The sequence below is a fragment of the Candidatus Pelagibacter bacterium nBUS_36 genome (assembly GCF_051201215.1).
GTDB lineage: Bacteria > Pseudomonadota > Alphaproteobacteria > Pelagibacterales > Pelagibacteraceae > Pelagibacter.
In genome coordinates this window covers 1,306,324-1,323,039 of record NZ_CP172839.1, presented here as the reverse complement: position 1 = coordinate 1,323,039, position 16,716 = coordinate 1,306,324, and the positions used below count along the sequence as shown (strand labels likewise).

Annotated in this window: 16 protein-coding genes and 1 pseudogene; 10 read left to right on the top strand and 7 right to left on the bottom strand. The window is 28.8% G+C overall.

Features of this window, described 5'->3' with window-relative positions; genetic code table 11:
- Positions 1–3 precede the first annotated feature (3 nt).
- Complete coding sequence (gene murJ, locus ACIJYI_RS07160) at positions 4–1,533, bottom strand: murein biosynthesis integral membrane protein MurJ (protein ID WP_435114059.1); 1,530 nt, start codon at positions 1,531–1,533, stop codon at positions 4–6.
- Positions 1,534–1,583: 50 nt separating this feature from the next.
- Here murJ and ACIJYI_RS07155 point away from each other — a divergent pair, with 50 nt between their 5' ends.
- Positions 1,584–3,869 (top strand): NADP-dependent malic enzyme, encoded by a 2,286-nt coding sequence (locus ACIJYI_RS07155; RefSeq protein ID WP_435114058.1) that lies wholly within the window; start codon positions 1,584–1,586, stop codon positions 3,867–3,869.
- A 3-nt stretch (positions 3,870–3,872) separates the two neighbouring features.
- On the opposite strand, the gene ACIJYI_RS07150 is transcribed toward ACIJYI_RS07155, so the two are convergent.
- The gene (locus ACIJYI_RS07150) at positions 3,873–4,466 is read right to left on the bottom strand and encodes a BON domain-containing protein (RefSeq protein WP_435114057.1); all 594 of its coding nucleotides are present in this window, start codon (positions 4,464–4,466) and stop codon (positions 3,873–3,875) included.
- Complete coding sequence (rsmI, locus tag ACIJYI_RS07145) at positions 4,456–5,319, bottom strand: 16S rRNA (cytidine(1402)-2'-O)-methyltransferase (RefSeq protein ID WP_435114056.1); 864 nt, start codon at positions 5,317–5,319, stop codon at positions 4,456–4,458. Before rsmI ends, ACIJYI_RS07150 begins: the two co-directional genes overlap by 11 nt.
- Before the next feature lie 34 nt (positions 5,320–5,353).
- Here rsmI and ACIJYI_RS07140 point away from each other — a divergent pair, with 34 nt between their 5' ends.
- Entirely contained in the window at positions 5,354–6,508 is a 1,155-nt protein-coding gene (locus ACIJYI_RS07140) for an ABC transporter substrate-binding protein (protein ID WP_435114055.1), read from the top strand.
- Here the strand turns inward: ACIJYI_RS07140 and rdgB are convergent.
- Positions 6,492–7,087: pseudogene (gene rdgB, locus ACIJYI_RS07135) on the bottom strand (RdgB/HAM1 family non-canonical purine NTP pyrophosphatase). The gene ACIJYI_RS07140 and the pseudogene rdgB overlap by 17 nt on opposite strands.
- A gap of 42 nt (positions 7,088–7,129) precedes the next feature.
- Here rdgB and ACIJYI_RS07130 point away from each other — a divergent pair.
- The 6 genes from ACIJYI_RS07130 to ACIJYI_RS07105 all read left to right on the top strand — a co-directional run bounded on the left by ACIJYI_RS07130 (position 7,130) and on the right by ACIJYI_RS07105 (position 13,318).
- The gene (locus tag ACIJYI_RS07130) at positions 7,130–7,765 is read left to right on the top strand and encodes a nucleotide exchange factor GrpE (protein WP_435114054.1); all 636 of its coding nucleotides are present in this window, start codon (positions 7,130–7,132) and stop codon (positions 7,763–7,765) included.
- Between the two features lie 61 nt (positions 7,766–7,826).
- A complete protein-coding gene (gene dnaK / locus ACIJYI_RS07125) occupies positions 7,827–9,761 on the top strand; it encodes a molecular chaperone DnaK (protein ID WP_435114053.1) in 1,935 nt (644 codons plus the stop codon).
- A gap of 32 nt (positions 9,762–9,793) precedes the next feature.
- The gene (gene dnaJ, locus ACIJYI_RS07120) at positions 9,794–10,924 is read left to right on the top strand and encodes a molecular chaperone DnaJ (RefSeq protein WP_435114052.1); all 1,131 of its coding nucleotides are present in this window, start codon (positions 9,794–9,796) and stop codon (positions 10,922–10,924) included.
- A gap of 36 nt (positions 10,925–10,960) precedes the next feature.
- Entirely contained in the window at positions 10,961–11,737 is a 777-nt protein-coding gene (dapB, locus tag ACIJYI_RS07115; protein WP_435114051.1) for a 4-hydroxy-tetrahydrodipicolinate reductase, read from the top strand.
- Positions 11,737–12,390: an endonuclease III gene (gene nth, locus ACIJYI_RS07110; RefSeq protein WP_435114050.1), complete on the top strand. Its 654-nt coding sequence runs from the start codon at positions 11,737–11,739 to the stop codon at positions 12,388–12,390. The genes dapB and nth overlap by 1 nt, the downstream gene beginning before the upstream one ends.
- A 1-nt stretch (position 12,391) precedes the next feature.
- Complete coding sequence (locus ACIJYI_RS07105; RefSeq protein WP_435114049.1) at positions 12,392–13,318, top strand: adenosine kinase; 927 nt, start codon at positions 12,392–12,394, stop codon at positions 13,316–13,318.
- Between the two features lie 98 nt (positions 13,319–13,416).
- On the opposite strand, the gene ACIJYI_RS07100 is transcribed toward ACIJYI_RS07105, so the two are convergent.
- Positions 13,417–13,980, bottom strand: coding sequence for a winged helix-turn-helix domain-containing protein (locus tag ACIJYI_RS07100; protein WP_435114048.1), 564 nt, complete (start codon positions 13,978–13,980; stop codon positions 13,417–13,419).
- 13 nt (positions 13,981–13,993) lie between these two features.
- Between ACIJYI_RS07100 and ACIJYI_RS07095 the strand changes: the two genes are divergently transcribed.
- A complete protein-coding gene (locus tag ACIJYI_RS07095) occupies positions 13,994–14,440 on the top strand; it encodes a L,D-transpeptidase family protein (RefSeq protein ID WP_435114047.1) in 447 nt (148 codons plus the stop codon).
- 47 nt (positions 14,441–14,487) lie between these two features.
- On the opposite strand, the gene ACIJYI_RS07090 is transcribed toward ACIJYI_RS07095, so the two are convergent.
- The gene (locus ACIJYI_RS07090; RefSeq protein ID WP_435114046.1) at positions 14,488–15,147 is read right to left on the bottom strand and encodes a YggS family pyridoxal phosphate-dependent enzyme; all 660 of its coding nucleotides are present in this window, start codon (positions 15,145–15,147) and stop codon (positions 14,488–14,490) included.
- Here ACIJYI_RS07090 and ACIJYI_RS07085 point away from each other — a divergent pair.
- The gene (locus ACIJYI_RS07085) at positions 15,142–15,669 is read left to right on the top strand and encodes a thiamine phosphate synthase (protein ID WP_435114045.1); all 528 of its coding nucleotides are present in this window, start codon (positions 15,142–15,144) and stop codon (positions 15,667–15,669) included. The two genes, ACIJYI_RS07090 and ACIJYI_RS07085, sit on opposite strands and share 6 nt — an antisense overlap.
- Positions 15,670–15,718: 49 nt before the next feature.
- Here the strand turns inward: ACIJYI_RS07085 and ACIJYI_RS07080 are convergent, their stop codons facing one another.
- Positions 15,719–16,648 (bottom strand): porin, encoded by a 930-nt coding sequence (locus ACIJYI_RS07080; RefSeq protein WP_435114044.1) that lies wholly within the window; start codon positions 16,646–16,648, stop codon positions 15,719–15,721.
- Between the last annotated feature and the right edge of the window lie 68 nt (positions 16,649–16,716).

The window sequence follows — 16,716 nt, the reverse complement described above, 5'->3', positions numbered from 1 at the left end:
CAGCTAATACTTTAGTTTAATATCACTAATTTTAAAAGCTTTGATCCAATATGAAACGAATAAATAGAATAATAAACCCAAAACAACACTAAGAATTAAAAATATCAATTTTAGATCTTCATCGAAAGCTAATTGATTTTGAAAATAGTTTAATAAAAAATTAAAAAATACTCCCATTAAAAAGGAGGCAATAATTATCTTAATAAATCGTACAATAAATACTTTATTAAAAGTAAAAAGATTTCTGTTTTTTAAAAAACCAAATAATAGTAATCCATTAAACCAAGATGAAATTGTTGTGGCAATTGGAATAATAATAAAACCAATTTCATTAAAATAATAAATGCTAATAATGATATTTAATATTACTGATGCTAAAGAAATATAAAATGGAGTTTTAGTGTTGTTATTAGCAAAGAAAAATGTGGAAAAAATTTTAATCAATGAAAAGGCTGGAAGACCTAAAGCAAAATAATAAAGAGCTTTAGCAGAATTTTGTGCTGCAGCCTCACTAAAAGATCCATATCCAAATAATGCAGAAATTATACTTTCAGATCCTAATAAAAGTGCAATAGATGCTGGGATGCTTAAAAATAAACTCAATTCTAAAGCTTTATTTTGAATTAATAAAACTTTATCTTTTTTCTTTGACTGGATATGTTTTGAAAGTTGTGGCAGCACAACAACACCAATAGCTATGCCTGCAATAGCAAGATTAATTTGATAAATTCTATCTGCATAATATAAATAGGAAACAGCACTAGCTTGAAAAGAAGCAATAATTGTTCCAACTAAAATATTAATTTGGGTAACGCCTGAAGAAAAAATACTTGGTAAAAGTTTTTTAAAAAAAATCTTTACTTTATTGTCTATTCTTAATTTAAAATTAAATTTTAAAAAATAAAATTTTCTTACAAATTTATATAAAAATAATAATTGTAAAATACCTGCCAATGAAACTCCATAAGATAAATAATAAACAAGTTCGTCACCTAAAGATTTTGAAAAAAATAGAATTCCAATTAAAATAACATTTAAAATAATAGGAGCTGCTGAAGCAGCAGCAAACTTATTATGTGAATTTAAAATTGCAGAAAAAAAAGATGCTAAACTTATAAAAAATAAAAATGGAAAAGTTATTCTTGTTAAATTTATTGCAATTTCCATTTTATTAACGTCATCTACAAATCCGGGTGCAATAATTGACACAAAAGAAGGCATAAAAATTTGCACAATAAGAACTAAAAAAAATAGACCCAAAAATAAAAGATTAAAAATATTATTAGCAAATTTATTAGATTGTTTTTTTCCTTTAATTATTTCTGAAGCATAACTTGGAACAAAAGCTGCATTAAACGTTCCCTCAGAAAATAATCTCCTAAATGTATTTGGAATTCTAAATGCTACTAAAAAAACATCTGCTAACAGACCGCTGCCTAGAAAGATTGCAATGAGAATATCTCTCAGATAACCAAGTAATCTACTGATTATAGTAAATAAACCAAACGTACCTGTTGACTTAACTAAATTCATAAATCATATTAGTCTTAATTTTACCCCATTTGTATAACTAATTATCATAAATGAAAAAAACAAAGATTGATCATTACACAGATAAAGAGGCTCTCGATTTTCACAAAGATAAAAAACCTGGAAAGATTGAGATTATTTCTTCAAAAAATATGACGACAAAGAGAGATCTTGCGCTAGCATATTCTCCTGGTGTTGCTGCCCCTGTTAGAGCTATAAGTGAAAACCCAGAAACTGCCTATGATTATACTAGCAAAGGAAATTTGGTAGCAGTGATAAGTAATGGTTCAGCAATTTTAGGAATGGGTAATTTAGGTGCTTTAGCCTCTAAACCAGTCATGGAAGGAAAAGCTGTTTTATTTAAAAGATTTGCTGACATCGACTCAATCGATCTTGAAATAGATTCCTCAGACACAAATGAAATTATTAATTCAATTAAAAACTTTGCACCAAGTTTTGGTGGAATAAATTTAGAAGATATAGCGGCACCTGATTGTTTTATAATTGAGCAAAAGTTAAAGGATATTTTAGATATTCCAGTTTTTCATGATGATCAACATGGAACTGCTATAATTACAACTGCAGCATTAATAAATGCACTAGATATTTGTGGTAAATCAATAAAGGATGTTAAGATAGTTGTTAATGGTGCTGGTGCATCAGCACAAGCTTGTGCTGAATTATTTAAAAACTCTGGAGTGCATCATGAAAATGTAATCATGATTGACAGGAAAGGTGTAATTTATAAAGGAAGATCCGAAGGAATGGATCAGTGGAAATCAAGACATGCCAATGAAACTAAACTTCGAACACTTGAAGAAGCAATTAATGGTGCGGATGTTTTTTTGGGTTTATCTGCAAAAGGTGCTTTAAAAAAAGAATTGGTAAAAAAAATGGCAAAAAATCCAATTATTTTTGCATGTGCTAACCCTGATCCTGAAATTACTCCTGAAGAAATTAACGAAGTTAGAGCTGATGCGATTGTTGCAACGGGAAGATCTGATTATCCCAATCAAGTAAATAATTTAATTGGATTTCCATATATTTTTAGAGGAGCTTTAGATGTTAGATCAAAAACAATAAATGAAGAAATGAAGGTTGCTGCAGCTCAAACAATTGCAAAACTTGCAAGAGAAGATGTGCCAGATGAAGTTGTTGCTGCAATGGGTGGTGAAAGGCCCCGTTATGGAAAAGATTATATTATACCTTCAACATTTGATCCTAGATTAATAAGTGTAATTCCAGCGGCTGTTGCAAAAGCTGCAATGGATAGTGGTGTTGCAAGAAAAAGTATAGACGACTTTGAAATTTACAAAGATCACCTTAAGCAAAGATTAGATCCTACTGTTACAATAATGCAAGGTATCAATTCTTATATTAAAAAAAATCAAAAGAAAATTGTATTTGCAGATGGAGAAGATGAAAATACACTTAAGGCTGCGATAGCTTTTAAAAATTCAAAATTGGGTATTCCAATTCTAGTTGGAAAAGAGAATAAAATTAAAGAACAAATAAAAAAAATTGGTTATAATGAAAACTTTGATATTGAAATTGTAAATTCAATAGATGAAAATAAAAGAACCAAATATGTGAATCATTTATTTAAAAAATTACAAAGGGAACAAGGTCTATTAGAAAGAGATTGTGATAGACTTGTAAGAAACGACAGAGTTGTTTGGGCAACTAGTATGGTTGCTTGCGGTGATGCAGATGGCGCTGTGACTGGAAATACAAGACGTTTTGGAGCTTCTCTCGATAAAATAAAACAAGTTGTTGATGTAAGAGATGGAGAAATCATGTTTGGGCTTAATATGGTAGTTCACAAGGGTAAAACAATTTTTGTTGGTGATACTAGTGTTCATGAATATCCTACTTCAGAACAAATGGCTGAGATAGCAATTTCCACAGCAAGAGTGGTAAGACTCTTTGGTTTTGAACCTAGAGTAGCTTTTGTATCACACTCCACTTTTGGACAACCTCTTACAAGTAGAACAAAACACATAAGAAAAGCTGTAGATATTTTAAAAGAAAAAAAGGTAGATTTTGAATTTGATGGCGACATGCAGCCAGATGTTGCATTAAATCCTGAGTATGAAGAACTTTATCCCTTCTCAAAGATTGTTGGAAATGCAAATATTTTAATTATGCCGGGCCAACATAGCGCTGCAATATCTTACAAAATGATGAAAACATTAGGTGACACGAAAGTAATCGGGCCTTTATTGATTGGACTTGGGCTACCAGTTGAGATTGCCCCTCTAAGATCTTCAACCTCAGAAATTATTAATTTAGCATCTATTGCAGCATATTCGGCAGATGTTATTAAATATAGTAAGTAATAACTAATCTTTTTGGATTCTTAAGTCTTCAACAAGAATTATGCTTGCAATAACATCTTCGACATCCAATATTTCTTTAGCCTCACTGATAACTAAATTTTTTTCTTCAAATGTAATAGCAATTCCATAAACATAAATTTTCTTCTTATATGTATCAATTTGATAATTTGTTGCTTTAATATTTTTATTCAAAATTAATGCTGTTCGAAGTTGAGATGTTATCAATATATCTTTTGCAGATTGTTTAAAATTAAACTTCTCTTTAATTTTAACGTCATTACGTACAGAACGAGCACCCTTTGTTTCCCAAGCTAATTTTGTCAATTGTAATTTTTCTTCAGGATTCTCTACTTTACCAGTTATAAAAATTCTTCCATCTATTACTTTAGATTTTACTGATAAAAGATACTTCTTATCTTTAAAAAGAATTTTAGCTGTTAAATTTTTTTGCATAATGGAGTCATCCATTTGCGTCCCTACAGTTCTAGGATCAAAAGCTATTGATACACCTGTTCCAAAAATACCCGTGGAAGAAACACCCACACAACCAGAAAATACAATTCCAATTAAAATAATAATTATAAATTTAGTTTTCATTTTTTAACTTTAGACAATAATTATAAATCTCTTTTTTTGATACATTTTTATTATGACCAATTATGGTGGTTATTTCTTTAGTGCTTAGCTTATTTATCATTTTTTTAATAATATTCTTATCTGATTCACTTAGTTTTTGTGAAGTATTTTCATCAACTATTTTTTCAGAGACAACAATAGTAAACTCACCTTTTGGCTCTTCTTCAAAAATTTCCAAATCATCTACCTCTTTTCTAATATATTCTTCATATAATTTTGAGATTTCACGGCAAAAAATTATTTTTCTTCCTTTAAAGTTTTTTTTTAACTCAGGTATTATTTTATTAACTTTTCTTGGGGATACAAAAAATACTAAACTACTATCTAATACAGAAAGTTTTTCTAACTCGTTTATTAAGCTCTGTTTTTTTTCTGGAAAAAAACCGTAGAAAAAGAATTTTTCAGAAAAACCACTTACAGAAACTGCACTTGCAACAGCAGAAGGACCTGGAATTGAAAAAATTTTTATATCATTCTTAACACACTCATTAATAAGAATTGAACCAGGATCTGATATGCTAGGTGTGCCAGCATCTGAAATTAAAGATATAGTTTTACCTGATTTTAGATATTCAATTATCTTAACTATATTTTTTTTTTCATTGAATTTATGATTTGAAATTAATTTAGATTTAATTTCATACCTATCTAATAAATTTTTTGAAACTCTAGTGTCCTCACAAAGAATAAAATCAGATTTTCTTAGTGTTTCGATTGCTCTCAAAGTAATGTCTTTTAAATTTCCTATGGGAGTTGAAACTATATACAGACCATTTTCATTAACTTTTCTTAGAGATTGTGATTTTATGATCATAATTAAGCTTAAAAAATATTATAATATCACCAAAATGAATAAATTTATTAAAATTATTTTTTTTCTTTTACTAAATTATTCTTTATTGTTTTTACAAGCAGTAAAGAGTGAAGAAAAATTACGAATTGGACTCTTGGTTCCCATGAGTGGTCCAAACAAAAATATCGGCCTTTCAATTATAAAAGCTGTTCAATTAGCTGTAAAAGATATTGATAATAGCATAATTGAAATTATTCCAAAAGATACAGCCACAAAACCAAACCAAACATTAAAATCTGCATTTGAATTGAAAGAAATGGGAGTGAAAGTAGTTATTGGACCCATATATCATGAGAGTTTAGCTTACTTAAGTGAAATTAAAGATTTAACTTTCCTGTCACTTACAAATAAAATTTTAGATCTTCCAAAAAATGTAATCGCTGCAGGTATAAATTCTACATCTCAGCTTAATACAATAAAAAAATTTTTAGAAAAAAATAATATTGAAAGAACTATTTTTTTAACGCCAATGCAAAATTTTGAATTTGAAGTTCAAAAGGGAATAAAAGACTCTAATATTAAAATTTACAAAGACTATTTATATGACACTGAACCAACAAAATTAACTAACCAAATAGAAAAAATTACTAATTATAAAATTAGAAAACAAAATCTAGAAGATGAAATATATCGAGTAAGAAATTCTAATGAGCTTAACAAGGATAAAATAATAAAAAGATTAGAAAAAAGATATACATTAGGTGGATTAAATTTTGATGCTATAGTAATTGCAGATTTTGATGAAAGTTTAAAAAGTGTGAGCACATCTCTTTTATACACAGATGTATCACCTAAAAATAAATTTTTTATCACATTAAATCAATGGTTTGATGAAAGTTTATTGAATGCAACAGATATTCAACCAATATATTATCCATCAATAAATAAAGGAAACTTTGATAATTATAAAAAAAAATATTTTAATGAGTTTAATGAAAACCCTACACATCTTTCCTTATTAAGCTACGATCTTGTAGGACTTGTTTACTATCTCTCTCTAAAAAAAAACCTTTTGAACTTAAATAAACTTTTTCAAAAAAAGAATTCTTTCAAAGGTAAAATTGGGATATTTGATATTAAAAATAATAAAATTAATCACAGATTAAATTTTTATAAAGTAGAAAATAAAAATCTTATAGAAATTTTTTAATTTTTTTAAATGCATTTGAACGATGGTCTATTTTATATTTTTGTGCAGAACTAATTTCACCAAAAGTTTTTTTTTTTCTTTTGGTATAAAGATAGGGTCATAACCAAATCCATTTTTTCCTCTTGGATCATTTGAAATATATCCTTCAACTTTTCCTATGACTGATATAATTTTTTGATTTAAATAACAAATTGATAAAGCGCAAATAAATCTAGCTTTAATTTTTTTTTGTTGCCAATTTTTATCTTTTTTAAAAAGTTCGCGATAAACTTTCTTTATAGCTTTATTAAAATCACCTTTTTTTCCACCCCATCTTGCAGAATAAATTCCAGGCTCTTTTTTTAAGATATCAATTTCCAAACCCGAATCATCTGCTAGACAAATTAAATTTGTTTTTTTGGAAAAATATTTAGATTTAATGATAGAATTTTCCTCAAAAGTTAGCCCATCTTCTTTTGGACTTTTTATTTTAAATTCAGATATTGAGTAAGTTTTAATGCGTTTTGGCAATAAATCTCTTATTTCTTTATATTTTCCTTTATTATTGGTGCCTATAAGCAATTTTGAAATTTTTTTCATTAATACCTAGCAATTCTGAGATTTCTTACCATATATGTCCACATGGAAAAAGAGGAAAACATTAAACAAGACAAGGCTACGGCTGAACCATCTATTGAAAATAATGAGGCTGAAAAACAGTCTGATGAAAGCCAAAAAAATCTAAATAATGTAGAGGAAAAAAAAGAACTTTCTCCTGAAGAAAAAATAAAAGAATTAGAAGATAAGCTAGCAAGAACATTTGCTGAAATGGAAAACCAAAGAAGAAGGTTTGAAAAAGAAAAAGATGACGCTTTTGATTATGGGGGATTTATATTTGCAAAAGAGGCTTTAAATCTAATTGATAATCTAGCAAGATCAAAATTAATTTTAGAAAGTGATGAAACACTCAAAGATACAGATGCTTTAAAAAAAACCTTAGAACATTTTGATATTATTAACAAAGATCTAATTTCCATTTTTACTAAAAATAATATTAAACCAATAGATTGTCTTAATAAAAAATTAGATCCAAACTTACATCAGGCAATGATGGAAATTGAAGATGATCAAAAAGAACCAGGTACAATCGTTCAGGAAGTTCAAAAAGGTTTTATGATAAAAGATAGATTGCTTAGACCATCTTTGGTCGGAGTTTCAAAAAAAGTTGACATAAAAGATAAAAAAGATGAGGAAAATAAGGAGAATTCAGACAAATAATTACATTTACTGAACTTGTAGAATTAAAATTAACACATATATGAAGGGTAGAATTTAAATTATGAGCAAAATTATTGGAATAGATCTTGGTACCACTAACTCATGTGTATCTATTATGGAAGGTAGCCAACCTAAAGTATTGGAAAATGCTGAGGGTGCTAGAACAACACCTTCTGTTGTTGCTTTCACCGATGATGGTGAAAAGTTAGTTGGTCAGCCAGCAAAAAGACAAGCAGTAACAAACCCTGAAAATACAATTTTTGCTGTCAAACGACTTATTGGTAGAAATTTTGAGGATCCAACTGTCAAAAAAGACATAGCAGCTGCTCCATTTAAAATCATCAATTCTGAAAAAGGCGATGCCTGGATTGAAGCAAAGGGAGAAAAATATTCTCCATCACAAATATCTGCTTTTATTCTTCAAAAAATGAAAGAAACAGCTGAAAAATACTTGGGTCAAGAAGTTACTAAAGCTGTAATAACTGTTCCTGCATATTTTAACGATGCTCAAAGACAAGCAACAAAAGATGCTGGTAAAATCGCAGGGCTAGAAGTTTTGAGAATTATTAATGAACCTACAGCAGCATCACTTGCATATGGTTTAGATAAAAAACAAAATAAAAAAATTGCTGTATATGATTTGGGTGGAGGAACATTTGATGTTTCCATTCTTGAATTAGGTGATGGAGTATTTGAAGTTAAATCAACTAATGGAGATACATTTTTAGGTGGTGAAGATTTTGATAATACTATTGTAGATTATTTAATCGCAGAATTTAAAAAAGATAATGGTATTGATCTAACTTCAGATAAACTTGCACTTCAAAGATTAAAAGAAGCAGCTGAAAAAGCTAAAATCGAGTTATCTTCAGCAGAGCAAACAGATATCAATTTACCATTTATTACTGCAGACAAAACTGGTCCTAAACACATAAATTTAAAGATGACTAGAGCAAAGTTAGAAGCTCTCGTTGAAGATTTAATAACTAGAACATTACCACCATGTAAAACAGCATTAAGTGACGCTGGTGTATCAGCAAGTGATATTGATGAAATCGTAATGGTTGGTGGAATGACAAGAATGCCTAAAGTCTTAGCTGAAGTAAAAAACTTTTTTGGAAAAGATCCTAATAAAAGTGTAAACCCTGACGAAGTTGTAGCAATGGGTGCAGCTATTCAAGCTGGAGTGCTTCAAGGCGATGTAAAAGACGTACTCCTGTTAGATGTTACACCTTTGTCATTAGGTATTGAAACTCTTGGAGGGGTATCAACTAAACTTATTGAAAAAAATACAACAATACCAACAAAGAAAAGCCAGGTATTTTCTACTGCAGAAGACAATCAACCCGCAGTATCTATCAGAGTACTCCAGGGTGAAAGAGAAATGGCAACAGATAACAAGATGTTGGGAAATTTTGAGTTAGTCGGTATTGCTCCAGCACCAAGAGGAGTTCCTCAAATTGAAGTAACTTTTGATATTGATGCAAATGGAATTGTTAGTGTATCTGCTAAAGACAAAGGTACTGGCAAAGAGCAAAAAATTCAAATTCAAGCTTCTGGAGGCTTAAGTGAAGAAGAAATTGAAAAAATGGTTAAAGATGCTGAAGCTAACAAAGAAGAAGATAAAAAGAAAAGAGAGTCTGTAGATGTTAGAAATCAAGCTGACACTTTAATTCACTCAACTGAAAAAAATCTTAAAGAGCATGGGTCTAAGATTACCGATGCTGAAAAAAAAGCAATTGAAGATGCTTCATCTAATCTAAAAGAAGCTTTAAAAGGAACAGATAATGAAGACATCAAGAAAAAAACGGAAACTTTAGTTCAAGCTTCAATGAAATTAGGCGAAGCTATTTATAAGTCTCAAGAGAAAAAACCAGACTCACCCGATAATAGTAAAAATAATGATGAAGGGAAAAAAGACGATAACGTAGTTGATGCAGATTTTGAAGAAGTAAAAGAAGAAAATAAAGAAGAAGATACAGAAAAAAGCGCTTAAGACTATCAACAACTATTATCTCAAACTAACTTATGGCTAAAAGAGATTTTTACGATGTCTTAGGTGTTGGAAAAACTGCTTCCCCAGATGAACTAAAATCAGCTTACAGAAAGCTTGCTGTTAAATACCATCCTGACAAAAATCCAGGGGATAAAACTGCTGAAGATAAATTTAAAGAGGCCAGTGAAGCATATGGCATTCTCTCAGATAAAGAAAAAAAACAAAACTACGACAACTTTGGTCATGCTGCTTTTGAAAATGGTGGTGGTAGACAGAGTGGTGGTTTTGGAGGTTTTGGTGGAGCTGATTTTTCTGATATTTTTGAAGATTTTTTTGGAGATTTTGGAGGTGGTGGAAGATCAAGAAGTAGAGCAAGTTCAAATAATAGAGGTTCAGATTTAAGATATGATTTATCAATTACACTTGAAGAAGCATATGAAGGTAAGAAACAAGACATAAAATTTTCTACAACTGAAAAATGTAATACATGTAAGGGAAATGGTTCTAAGCCTGGTCACTCCCCTGATAGATGTACATATTGTGGAGGAAATGGAAAAATAAGATCTAACCAGGGCTTTTTTACTGTTCAACAAACTTGCCCTCAATGTAATGGTAATGGAGAAGAAATTACCAACCCATGCAGTGATTGTAATGGTCAAGGTAAAAAACAAGCTTCAAAGAAAATATCTGTAACAATACCCAAAGGTGTTGATGATGGAACAAGAATTAGATTAGCTGGTAAAGGTGAGGCAGGAAGCAGAGGTGGGGCAACAGGTGATTTATACTTATTTATAAATGTTAACTCGCATGAATTATTTAAAAGATCAGATGAAAATTTGTTTTTTGAATTTCCAATATCAATAGCTGATGCTGCACTTGGAACAACAATTGAAATACCAACTATTGATGGTGGTAAGGCAAAAATCAAAATTCCAGATGGTACTCAAAATGGTAAACAGTTTAGACTAAAAGGTAAGGGCATGCCTTTTATGCGTAGAGGTGACTATGGAGATCTTTATGTGCAAGTTAACACAGAAGTTCCTGTTTCTCTTAACAAAAAACAAAAAGAATTACTTGAAAAATTTAGAGAAATTGAAAACGAAAAATCAAATCCAAGTATTAAAAAATTCTTCCAGAAAGCAAAAAGTTTCTGGAAAAACTAAAAGACTAATTAACTAAAAAAGGTTAATATTTTCATAATGAAAAAAATTAATTTAGGAATTACAGGTTGTATGGGAAGAATGGGACAACAACTTATAAAATCATCCAAAGTTAATCATAATTTCAAACTAAAAACTCTCACTGAAAATAAATTAATAAATAAAAGATTTAATGGGATCAAACCAGAATTAAATACAGAGATTGCTTTTAAAAAAACTGATGTGATTATAGATTTTACCATACCTAATTGTACACTTGAAATGCTGAAAATTGCAGCAAAACTAAAAAAAAAAGTTGTTATAGGCACAACGGGTTTTACAAAAAAAGAAGAAAAATTAATCAAAAAATATTCAAAAAAAATTCCAATATTAAAAGCAGGAAATATGAGCCTAGGTGTAAACTTATTAATGTACCTAACAGAAATTGCATCTAAATCTTTAAATAGTAGATATCTAACTAAAGTTTTTGAAGTACATCACAAACATAAGAAAGACTACCCTTCAGGTACTGCTTTAATGCTTGGCAGAGGTATTGCTGATGGAAAAAGTAAAGATTTTAATAAATTAATAGGGAAAAAATTTTTAAACAAAAAATCTTTTCCCTATGGAAAAAAAATTAATTTTAATTCTATCAGAAAAGGTGAAATTATTGGAGAACATGAGGTAAAATTTTCAAGTGGCAAAGAAATTATCAGCTTAAATCATGAAGCATTTGATAGAGCACTTTATTCAGATGGTGCCCTAACAGCAGCTAAATGGCTTTTTTCAAAAAAACCAGGGTTATATTCTATGAGAGATTTGTTAAATTTTTCGTAATGGATGAAAACAAAAAAGCTAAGAAAATATTAAGAATTCTAAATAAACTTTATCCTAAAGCGCCTATACCTTTAAAACACAAAAATAAATTTACACTTTTAGTTTCTGTTCTCTTATCTGCACAATGCACTGATCTAAATGTCAATAATGTAACAAAAGACATATATCCAAAATACAATAAACCTGAACATTTTGTAAAATTAGGAAGAAAAAAAATTGAAAAATTAATTAAAAAAATTGGTATTTTTAGAGTCAAAGCAAAAAGTATTTATTTAATGTCTAAACAACTTCTAGAAAAACATAATGGCAAGGTTCCTAAAAATTTTGAAGAACTTGAAAAATTACCTGGAGTAGGACATAAAACAGCAAGTGTGGTGATGTCTCAAGGATTCGGATATCCAGCTTTCGCTGTAGATACTCACATTCATAGATTGGCTCAAAGATGGGGACTAACTAATGGAAAAAATGTTGTTCAAACGGAAAAAGATTTAAAAAAAATTTTCCCAAAAAAGACTTGGACAAAACTTCATCTTCAAATTATTTATTACGGAAGAGAATATTGTAAAGCAAGGTCTTGTTATGGTTTAACTTGTAAAATTTGTAAGACTTGTTATCCTAAAAGAAAAAACCCTCTAATAACAAAAAAAGCTTAATATGAAAATTTTAGGAATTGGTAATGCAATAGTAGATGTTCTTTGTAAAGTAGAAGATGATTTTTTACACAAAAATTCATTAACCAAAAGTACTATGAAGCTTATAGATGAAGATGAATTTAAAAACTTATTATCCTCACTTATAATTGAACAAACAATATCTGGTGGTTCTGTTGCCAATTCTATTGTTGGGTTGTCAAAATTGGGCAATAATGTTGGCTTCATTGGTAAGGTAAACAATGATGATTTAGGTCAAAGATATGAAGATGGGTTAAAAATTGAAAAAGTTAATTATTTATATCAAAAAAAAAATGAACTTATATCTACTGGAACTTGTTTAATTTTAATTACACCAGACTCGGAACGTACAATGTGTACTTACTTAGGAACTGCAGGAAAAATTAATGATAACGATATAAATACTGATGCTATTAAAAACAGTGAAATAACATTTTTAGAGGGTTATTTGTGGGATGAAGGTGAACCTAGAAAAGCTTTTGATAAAGCAATAAATAACTCAAACAAAGTAGCAATGTCTTTATCAGATCAATTTTGTGTTGAAAGACATAAAGCTCAATTCTTAGAGTTGGTAAAAAATAAACTAGACATTGTGTTTGCTAACGAACAAGAAATTTTATCTTTGATAAATAGTAAATCATTAAAGGATGTAATTGAATTTTCAAAGATATTAAAAAAGAATATTATTATCACACGAGGTGAGAATGGAGCAATTGCAATTAATGGCAATGAAATTATCGAATGTGATGCCAGAAAAAATTTAAAAATTAAAGATCTTACTGGTGCAGGAGATTTATTTGCTGCAGGTTATTTGCACGGGTATGTAAATAAGTTGTCAACTAAAGAGAGTCTGGAAAAAGGAACAGAACTTTCTGCTAAAATAATTCAACAAATTGGTGCTCGAATTTAATCTTTTTTTCTTTTAAAACTTCCTTTACCTTTTTTAGGTTTAATTACTTTTGGTTTGTATTTTTTTGTAAATAAATTTTTTGCAATTATATTTTTTTTTTATATAATTTGATAACCATCTTTTTTACTAACTATAAAATTATCATCATTAAAAATTTTTAATATTTTTTTCCGCAGTCTATAAATATGAGTTTCGACTGTATGTGTTTCAAGTTTTGAATGATACTCCCAAACTTCGGATTGAAGTTGATCAATTCCTACTGCATCTTTAGTTTTGCTAAGATAAATAATGATACTAGTTTCTTTTTCAGTTAATTTTAAAACTTTATCTTTTAATATTAATTCCCTTGAATTTGTATCTATCTTATATTTCCCAACACTTTGCTCTGATTTTTCAACAAATTGATGCTTTAAAAATTGAATATTAATTTTTTCTATTAATCTGGAAAGTTTAATTGGAGCTTTGTTGAATATGAGTTGATTATTTTTCCCATTTAATTCCTTTTGAGTAATAATTAAATAATTACTTAAATTGTGTAGTTTATCATCTAAACTTTTTTCACTTGATGCTTTAAAAATATGGAAATTTAAATTTTCTTCTAATTCACTAATAATTTCATACAGGGAGTCTTGCTTAAAAATTACTAAATTTTGTTTATACATATATAATAAAGATATGCGAATTTATTTAAAAAATAAACATACTCTTCAAGTAGACGATTTTAATTTTGAATGCTGTATTGGCAAAAATGGCCTCGGTTACAAGAAAATTGAAGGGGATAAAAAAACCCCAGTTGGAACTTTTGAGATTGAAAAATTATATTATAGAAATGATAGGATTGATCTACCATATACTAAATTGGAGTGCATAAAAATTAAGCCAGAGATGGGTTGGTGTGATGATATAAAAAAACCAAAAAAATATAATAAATTAATATCTGTCAGCAAAGAAATACACCATGAAAAACTTTATAGAAAAGATTTAAAATATGATCTTCTAATTCCAATAAAATATAATTTTAAAAAGAGAATAATTGGTAAAGGAAGTTGTATATTTATACATTTAACCAATAATTATAAACCAACAGCGGGTTGTATTGCGTTAAAAAAAAAGATTTTTTAATTATGATTAAAATAATAAATAAAAATACAAAAATTAAAATTAATTAGTTAAATTCGTTTACCAAAAATACTTGAGCCAATTCTTAAATAACTAGATGAATGTTCGGCTGCTTTTAAATAATCTGAAGACATACCCATACTTAACTCAGAAAAGTTTAATTGTTTATTTAATAAATTTGTTTGGTTAAAATATTTTTCTACTTCTTCATTTGCTGGTGGTATACACATTAATCCAATTATATTTAAATTTAATTCATTGCAATATCTATATAAATTAACTAATTCACTCTTATCTATACCTGCTTTTTGATGTTCGCTTCCAATATTTACTTGGATAAATAAATTCAATTTTCTATTTTGTTTAATTTGCTCGTCTGCAATTTTTTTTGCAAGTTTTAGACTGTCAACAGTATGAATAAAATCAAATATTTTAATAGCAAATTTTACTTTATTTGTTTGAAGTTTCCCAATCATATGTAATTTAATATTTGGGTTATCAATTTTAATTTTAGTCCATTTATCTACTGCTTCTTGAACTTTATTTTCACCATAATCTAAATGGCCATATTCTATTAATGGGAGAATTTTTTCTATACCGAACGTTTTAGATACAGCAATAATTTTTGGCAATTTGGATATTTTTTGAGCTTCTAATTTTAACTTGATTGAATTACATATATCTTCATACTTTTTAATTGAATTATGCATAATAAATATTTACAGAAATATTACTTTATTAATAAATTTGATACAAATTATATAGATAAACAAGATAAAAATACTGTAATTATTTATAGAAATTATAAATCAAATAATAATTTAGGTACCATTATAAAATTCAAACAATATTGTAAAAAAAATAATTATAAATTTTATTTATCTAATAATACTAAATTAGCAATTAACTTAAATTTGGATGGCGCTTATATTCCTTCTTTTAACAAACAAACAAATCATCTTTCTTTTTCTAAAACTAAAAACTTTTTATTAATTGGTTCTGCTCACAATATTAAAGAAATAAAACTTAAAGAAAAACAGGGTGTAAAAATTATTGTTTTATCCTCATTGTTTAAAGAAAATAAGAATTACTTGGGTATAAACAAATTTAAACTCTTAGCTACAATTTCAAAAAAAAAAATTGTTGCACTGGGTGGAATTACTAATCAAAACTTAAGAAAGCTTAAATTGTTAAAGTGTTTTGGCTTTGCTGGTATTTCTTTTTTTGAATAAAAAAAAGGCCCCATAAAGGGGCCCTTTTAAAAGTTTTTTCTAAACTAAATTAGAATGCAAACGAAAGATTAAGTTCGAATGTATCACTAGAATCTTTTTTAGTGTTACCCGCACCTGTTGATGCAGCACCTTCGTTCTTGATCTTGTTTAGAGTTCCAGCTAAAGTCATTGAACCCATAGTGTAAGATGCACTGAAACCAGTTGCTTCTTGCGCTTTTGTTCCAACAGCTTCATAGTCTAGTTTTGATTTTCCAACAGAAACAGACATATCTTCGCTCACCGCGTAAGAAATAGCTGCTGCTTGGAAATCTTCATCACCAGTAGTTGCTGAATCAGCTTCGTTCTTTTGAACACCAATTGTAGCACCACCCATTGTGTATGTAGCATACAAAATAGTGTTATCTACAGCTGTTGCTGAACCATTATCTTCACCAATTGCAACTCCAATTGTTAGGTCTTCAATAGCAGTGATTACAGCACCAATTTCTAAAGAAGATGCATCAGATCCACCAGAAGCTGGTGAGAATGAAGCATGTATAGTAGCCGCATCTATAGCATGTGTGTAGTAGAACATGTTATTTGGGCTATGACCTTGGTTTGGAGAATCTGCAGAATACCAAGACTCTTCGTAAGCAGTTGGCATTGCATCGTCGAAAGATCCAACAACACCTGAACCACCATCACCCCAGAAAGTTAAAGTTCCACCATTGTTTAAACCTAAAGCTAATGATCTGTTATCAATACCTGCACCGGCAACAGAGTCACTACTGTCAAGTAAGAAGTTTAAATCAACAGTCATACCATTATCTAGTTCTCCACCCCAAGTGAACGTTAAATTATCGTTCATTGACCATGGGTTTCCAGTAGCACCACCGTTACCACCGTTGTAGCTTAAAGAAGCTCCACCAGAGATATCAACAGCGTTTGCAGAAACAGAAACAAGAGAAGCAGCAAGAGCTGTTAAACCTATTTTTTTCATATTGTTCATATTATATCCTTTTAGTTATTGTTTGTTATTAATAATAAACATAGGAAAATTATCATTAA

Coding starts and splice junctions, on each gene's coding strand:
- dnaJ (WP_435114052.1), top strand. CDS start 9,794: ATGGCTAAAAGAGATTTTTACGATGTCTTAGGTGTTGGAAAAACTGCT.
- rsmI (WP_435114056.1), bottom strand. CDS start 5,319: ATGATCATAAAATCACAATCTCTAAGAAAAGTTAATGAAAATGGTCTG.
- ACIJYI_RS07090 (WP_435114046.1), bottom strand. CDS start 15,147: ATGCATAATTCAATTAAAAAGTATGAAGATATATGTAATTCAATCAAG.
- ACIJYI_RS07155 (WP_435114058.1), top strand. CDS start 1,584: ATGAAAAAAACAAAGATTGATCATTACACAGATAAAGAGGCTCTCGAT.
- ACIJYI_RS07150 (WP_435114057.1), bottom strand. CDS start 4,466: ATGAAAACTAAATTTATAATTATTATTTTAATTGGAATTGTATTTTCT.
- ACIJYI_RS07080 (WP_435114044.1), bottom strand. CDS start 16,648: ATGAAAAAAATAGGTTTAACAGCTCTTGCTGCTTCTCTTGTTTCTGTT.
- dapB (WP_435114051.1), top strand. CDS start 10,961: ATGAAAAAAATTAATTTAGGAATTACAGGTTGTATGGGAAGAATGGGA.
- ACIJYI_RS07140 (WP_435114055.1), top strand. CDS start 5,354: ATGAATAAATTTATTAAAATTATTTTTTTTCTTTTACTAAATTATTCT.
- dnaK (WP_435114053.1), top strand. CDS start 7,827: ATGAGCAAAATTATTGGAATAGATCTTGGTACCACTAACTCATGTGTA.
- ACIJYI_RS07095 (WP_435114047.1), top strand. CDS start 13,994: ATGCGAATTTATTTAAAAAATAAACATACTCTTCAAGTAGACGATTTT.
- ACIJYI_RS07100 (WP_435114048.1), bottom strand. CDS start 13,980: ATGTATAAACAAAATTTAGTAATTTTTAAGCAAGACTCCCTGTATGAA.
- ACIJYI_RS07130 (WP_435114054.1), top strand. CDS start 7,130: ATGGAAAAAGAGGAAAACATTAAACAAGACAAGGCTACGGCTGAACCA.
- nth (WP_435114050.1), top strand. CDS start 11,737: ATGGATGAAAACAAAAAAGCTAAGAAAATATTAAGAATTCTAAATAAA.
- ACIJYI_RS07085 (WP_435114045.1), top strand. CDS start 15,142: ATGCATAATAAATATTTACAGAAATATTACTTTATTAATAAATTTGAT.
- ACIJYI_RS07105 (WP_435114049.1), top strand. CDS start 12,392: ATGAAAATTTTAGGAATTGGTAATGCAATAGTAGATGTTCTTTGTAAA.
- murJ (WP_435114059.1), bottom strand. CDS start 1,533: ATGAATTTAGTTAAGTCAACAGGTACGTTTGGTTTATTTACTATAATC.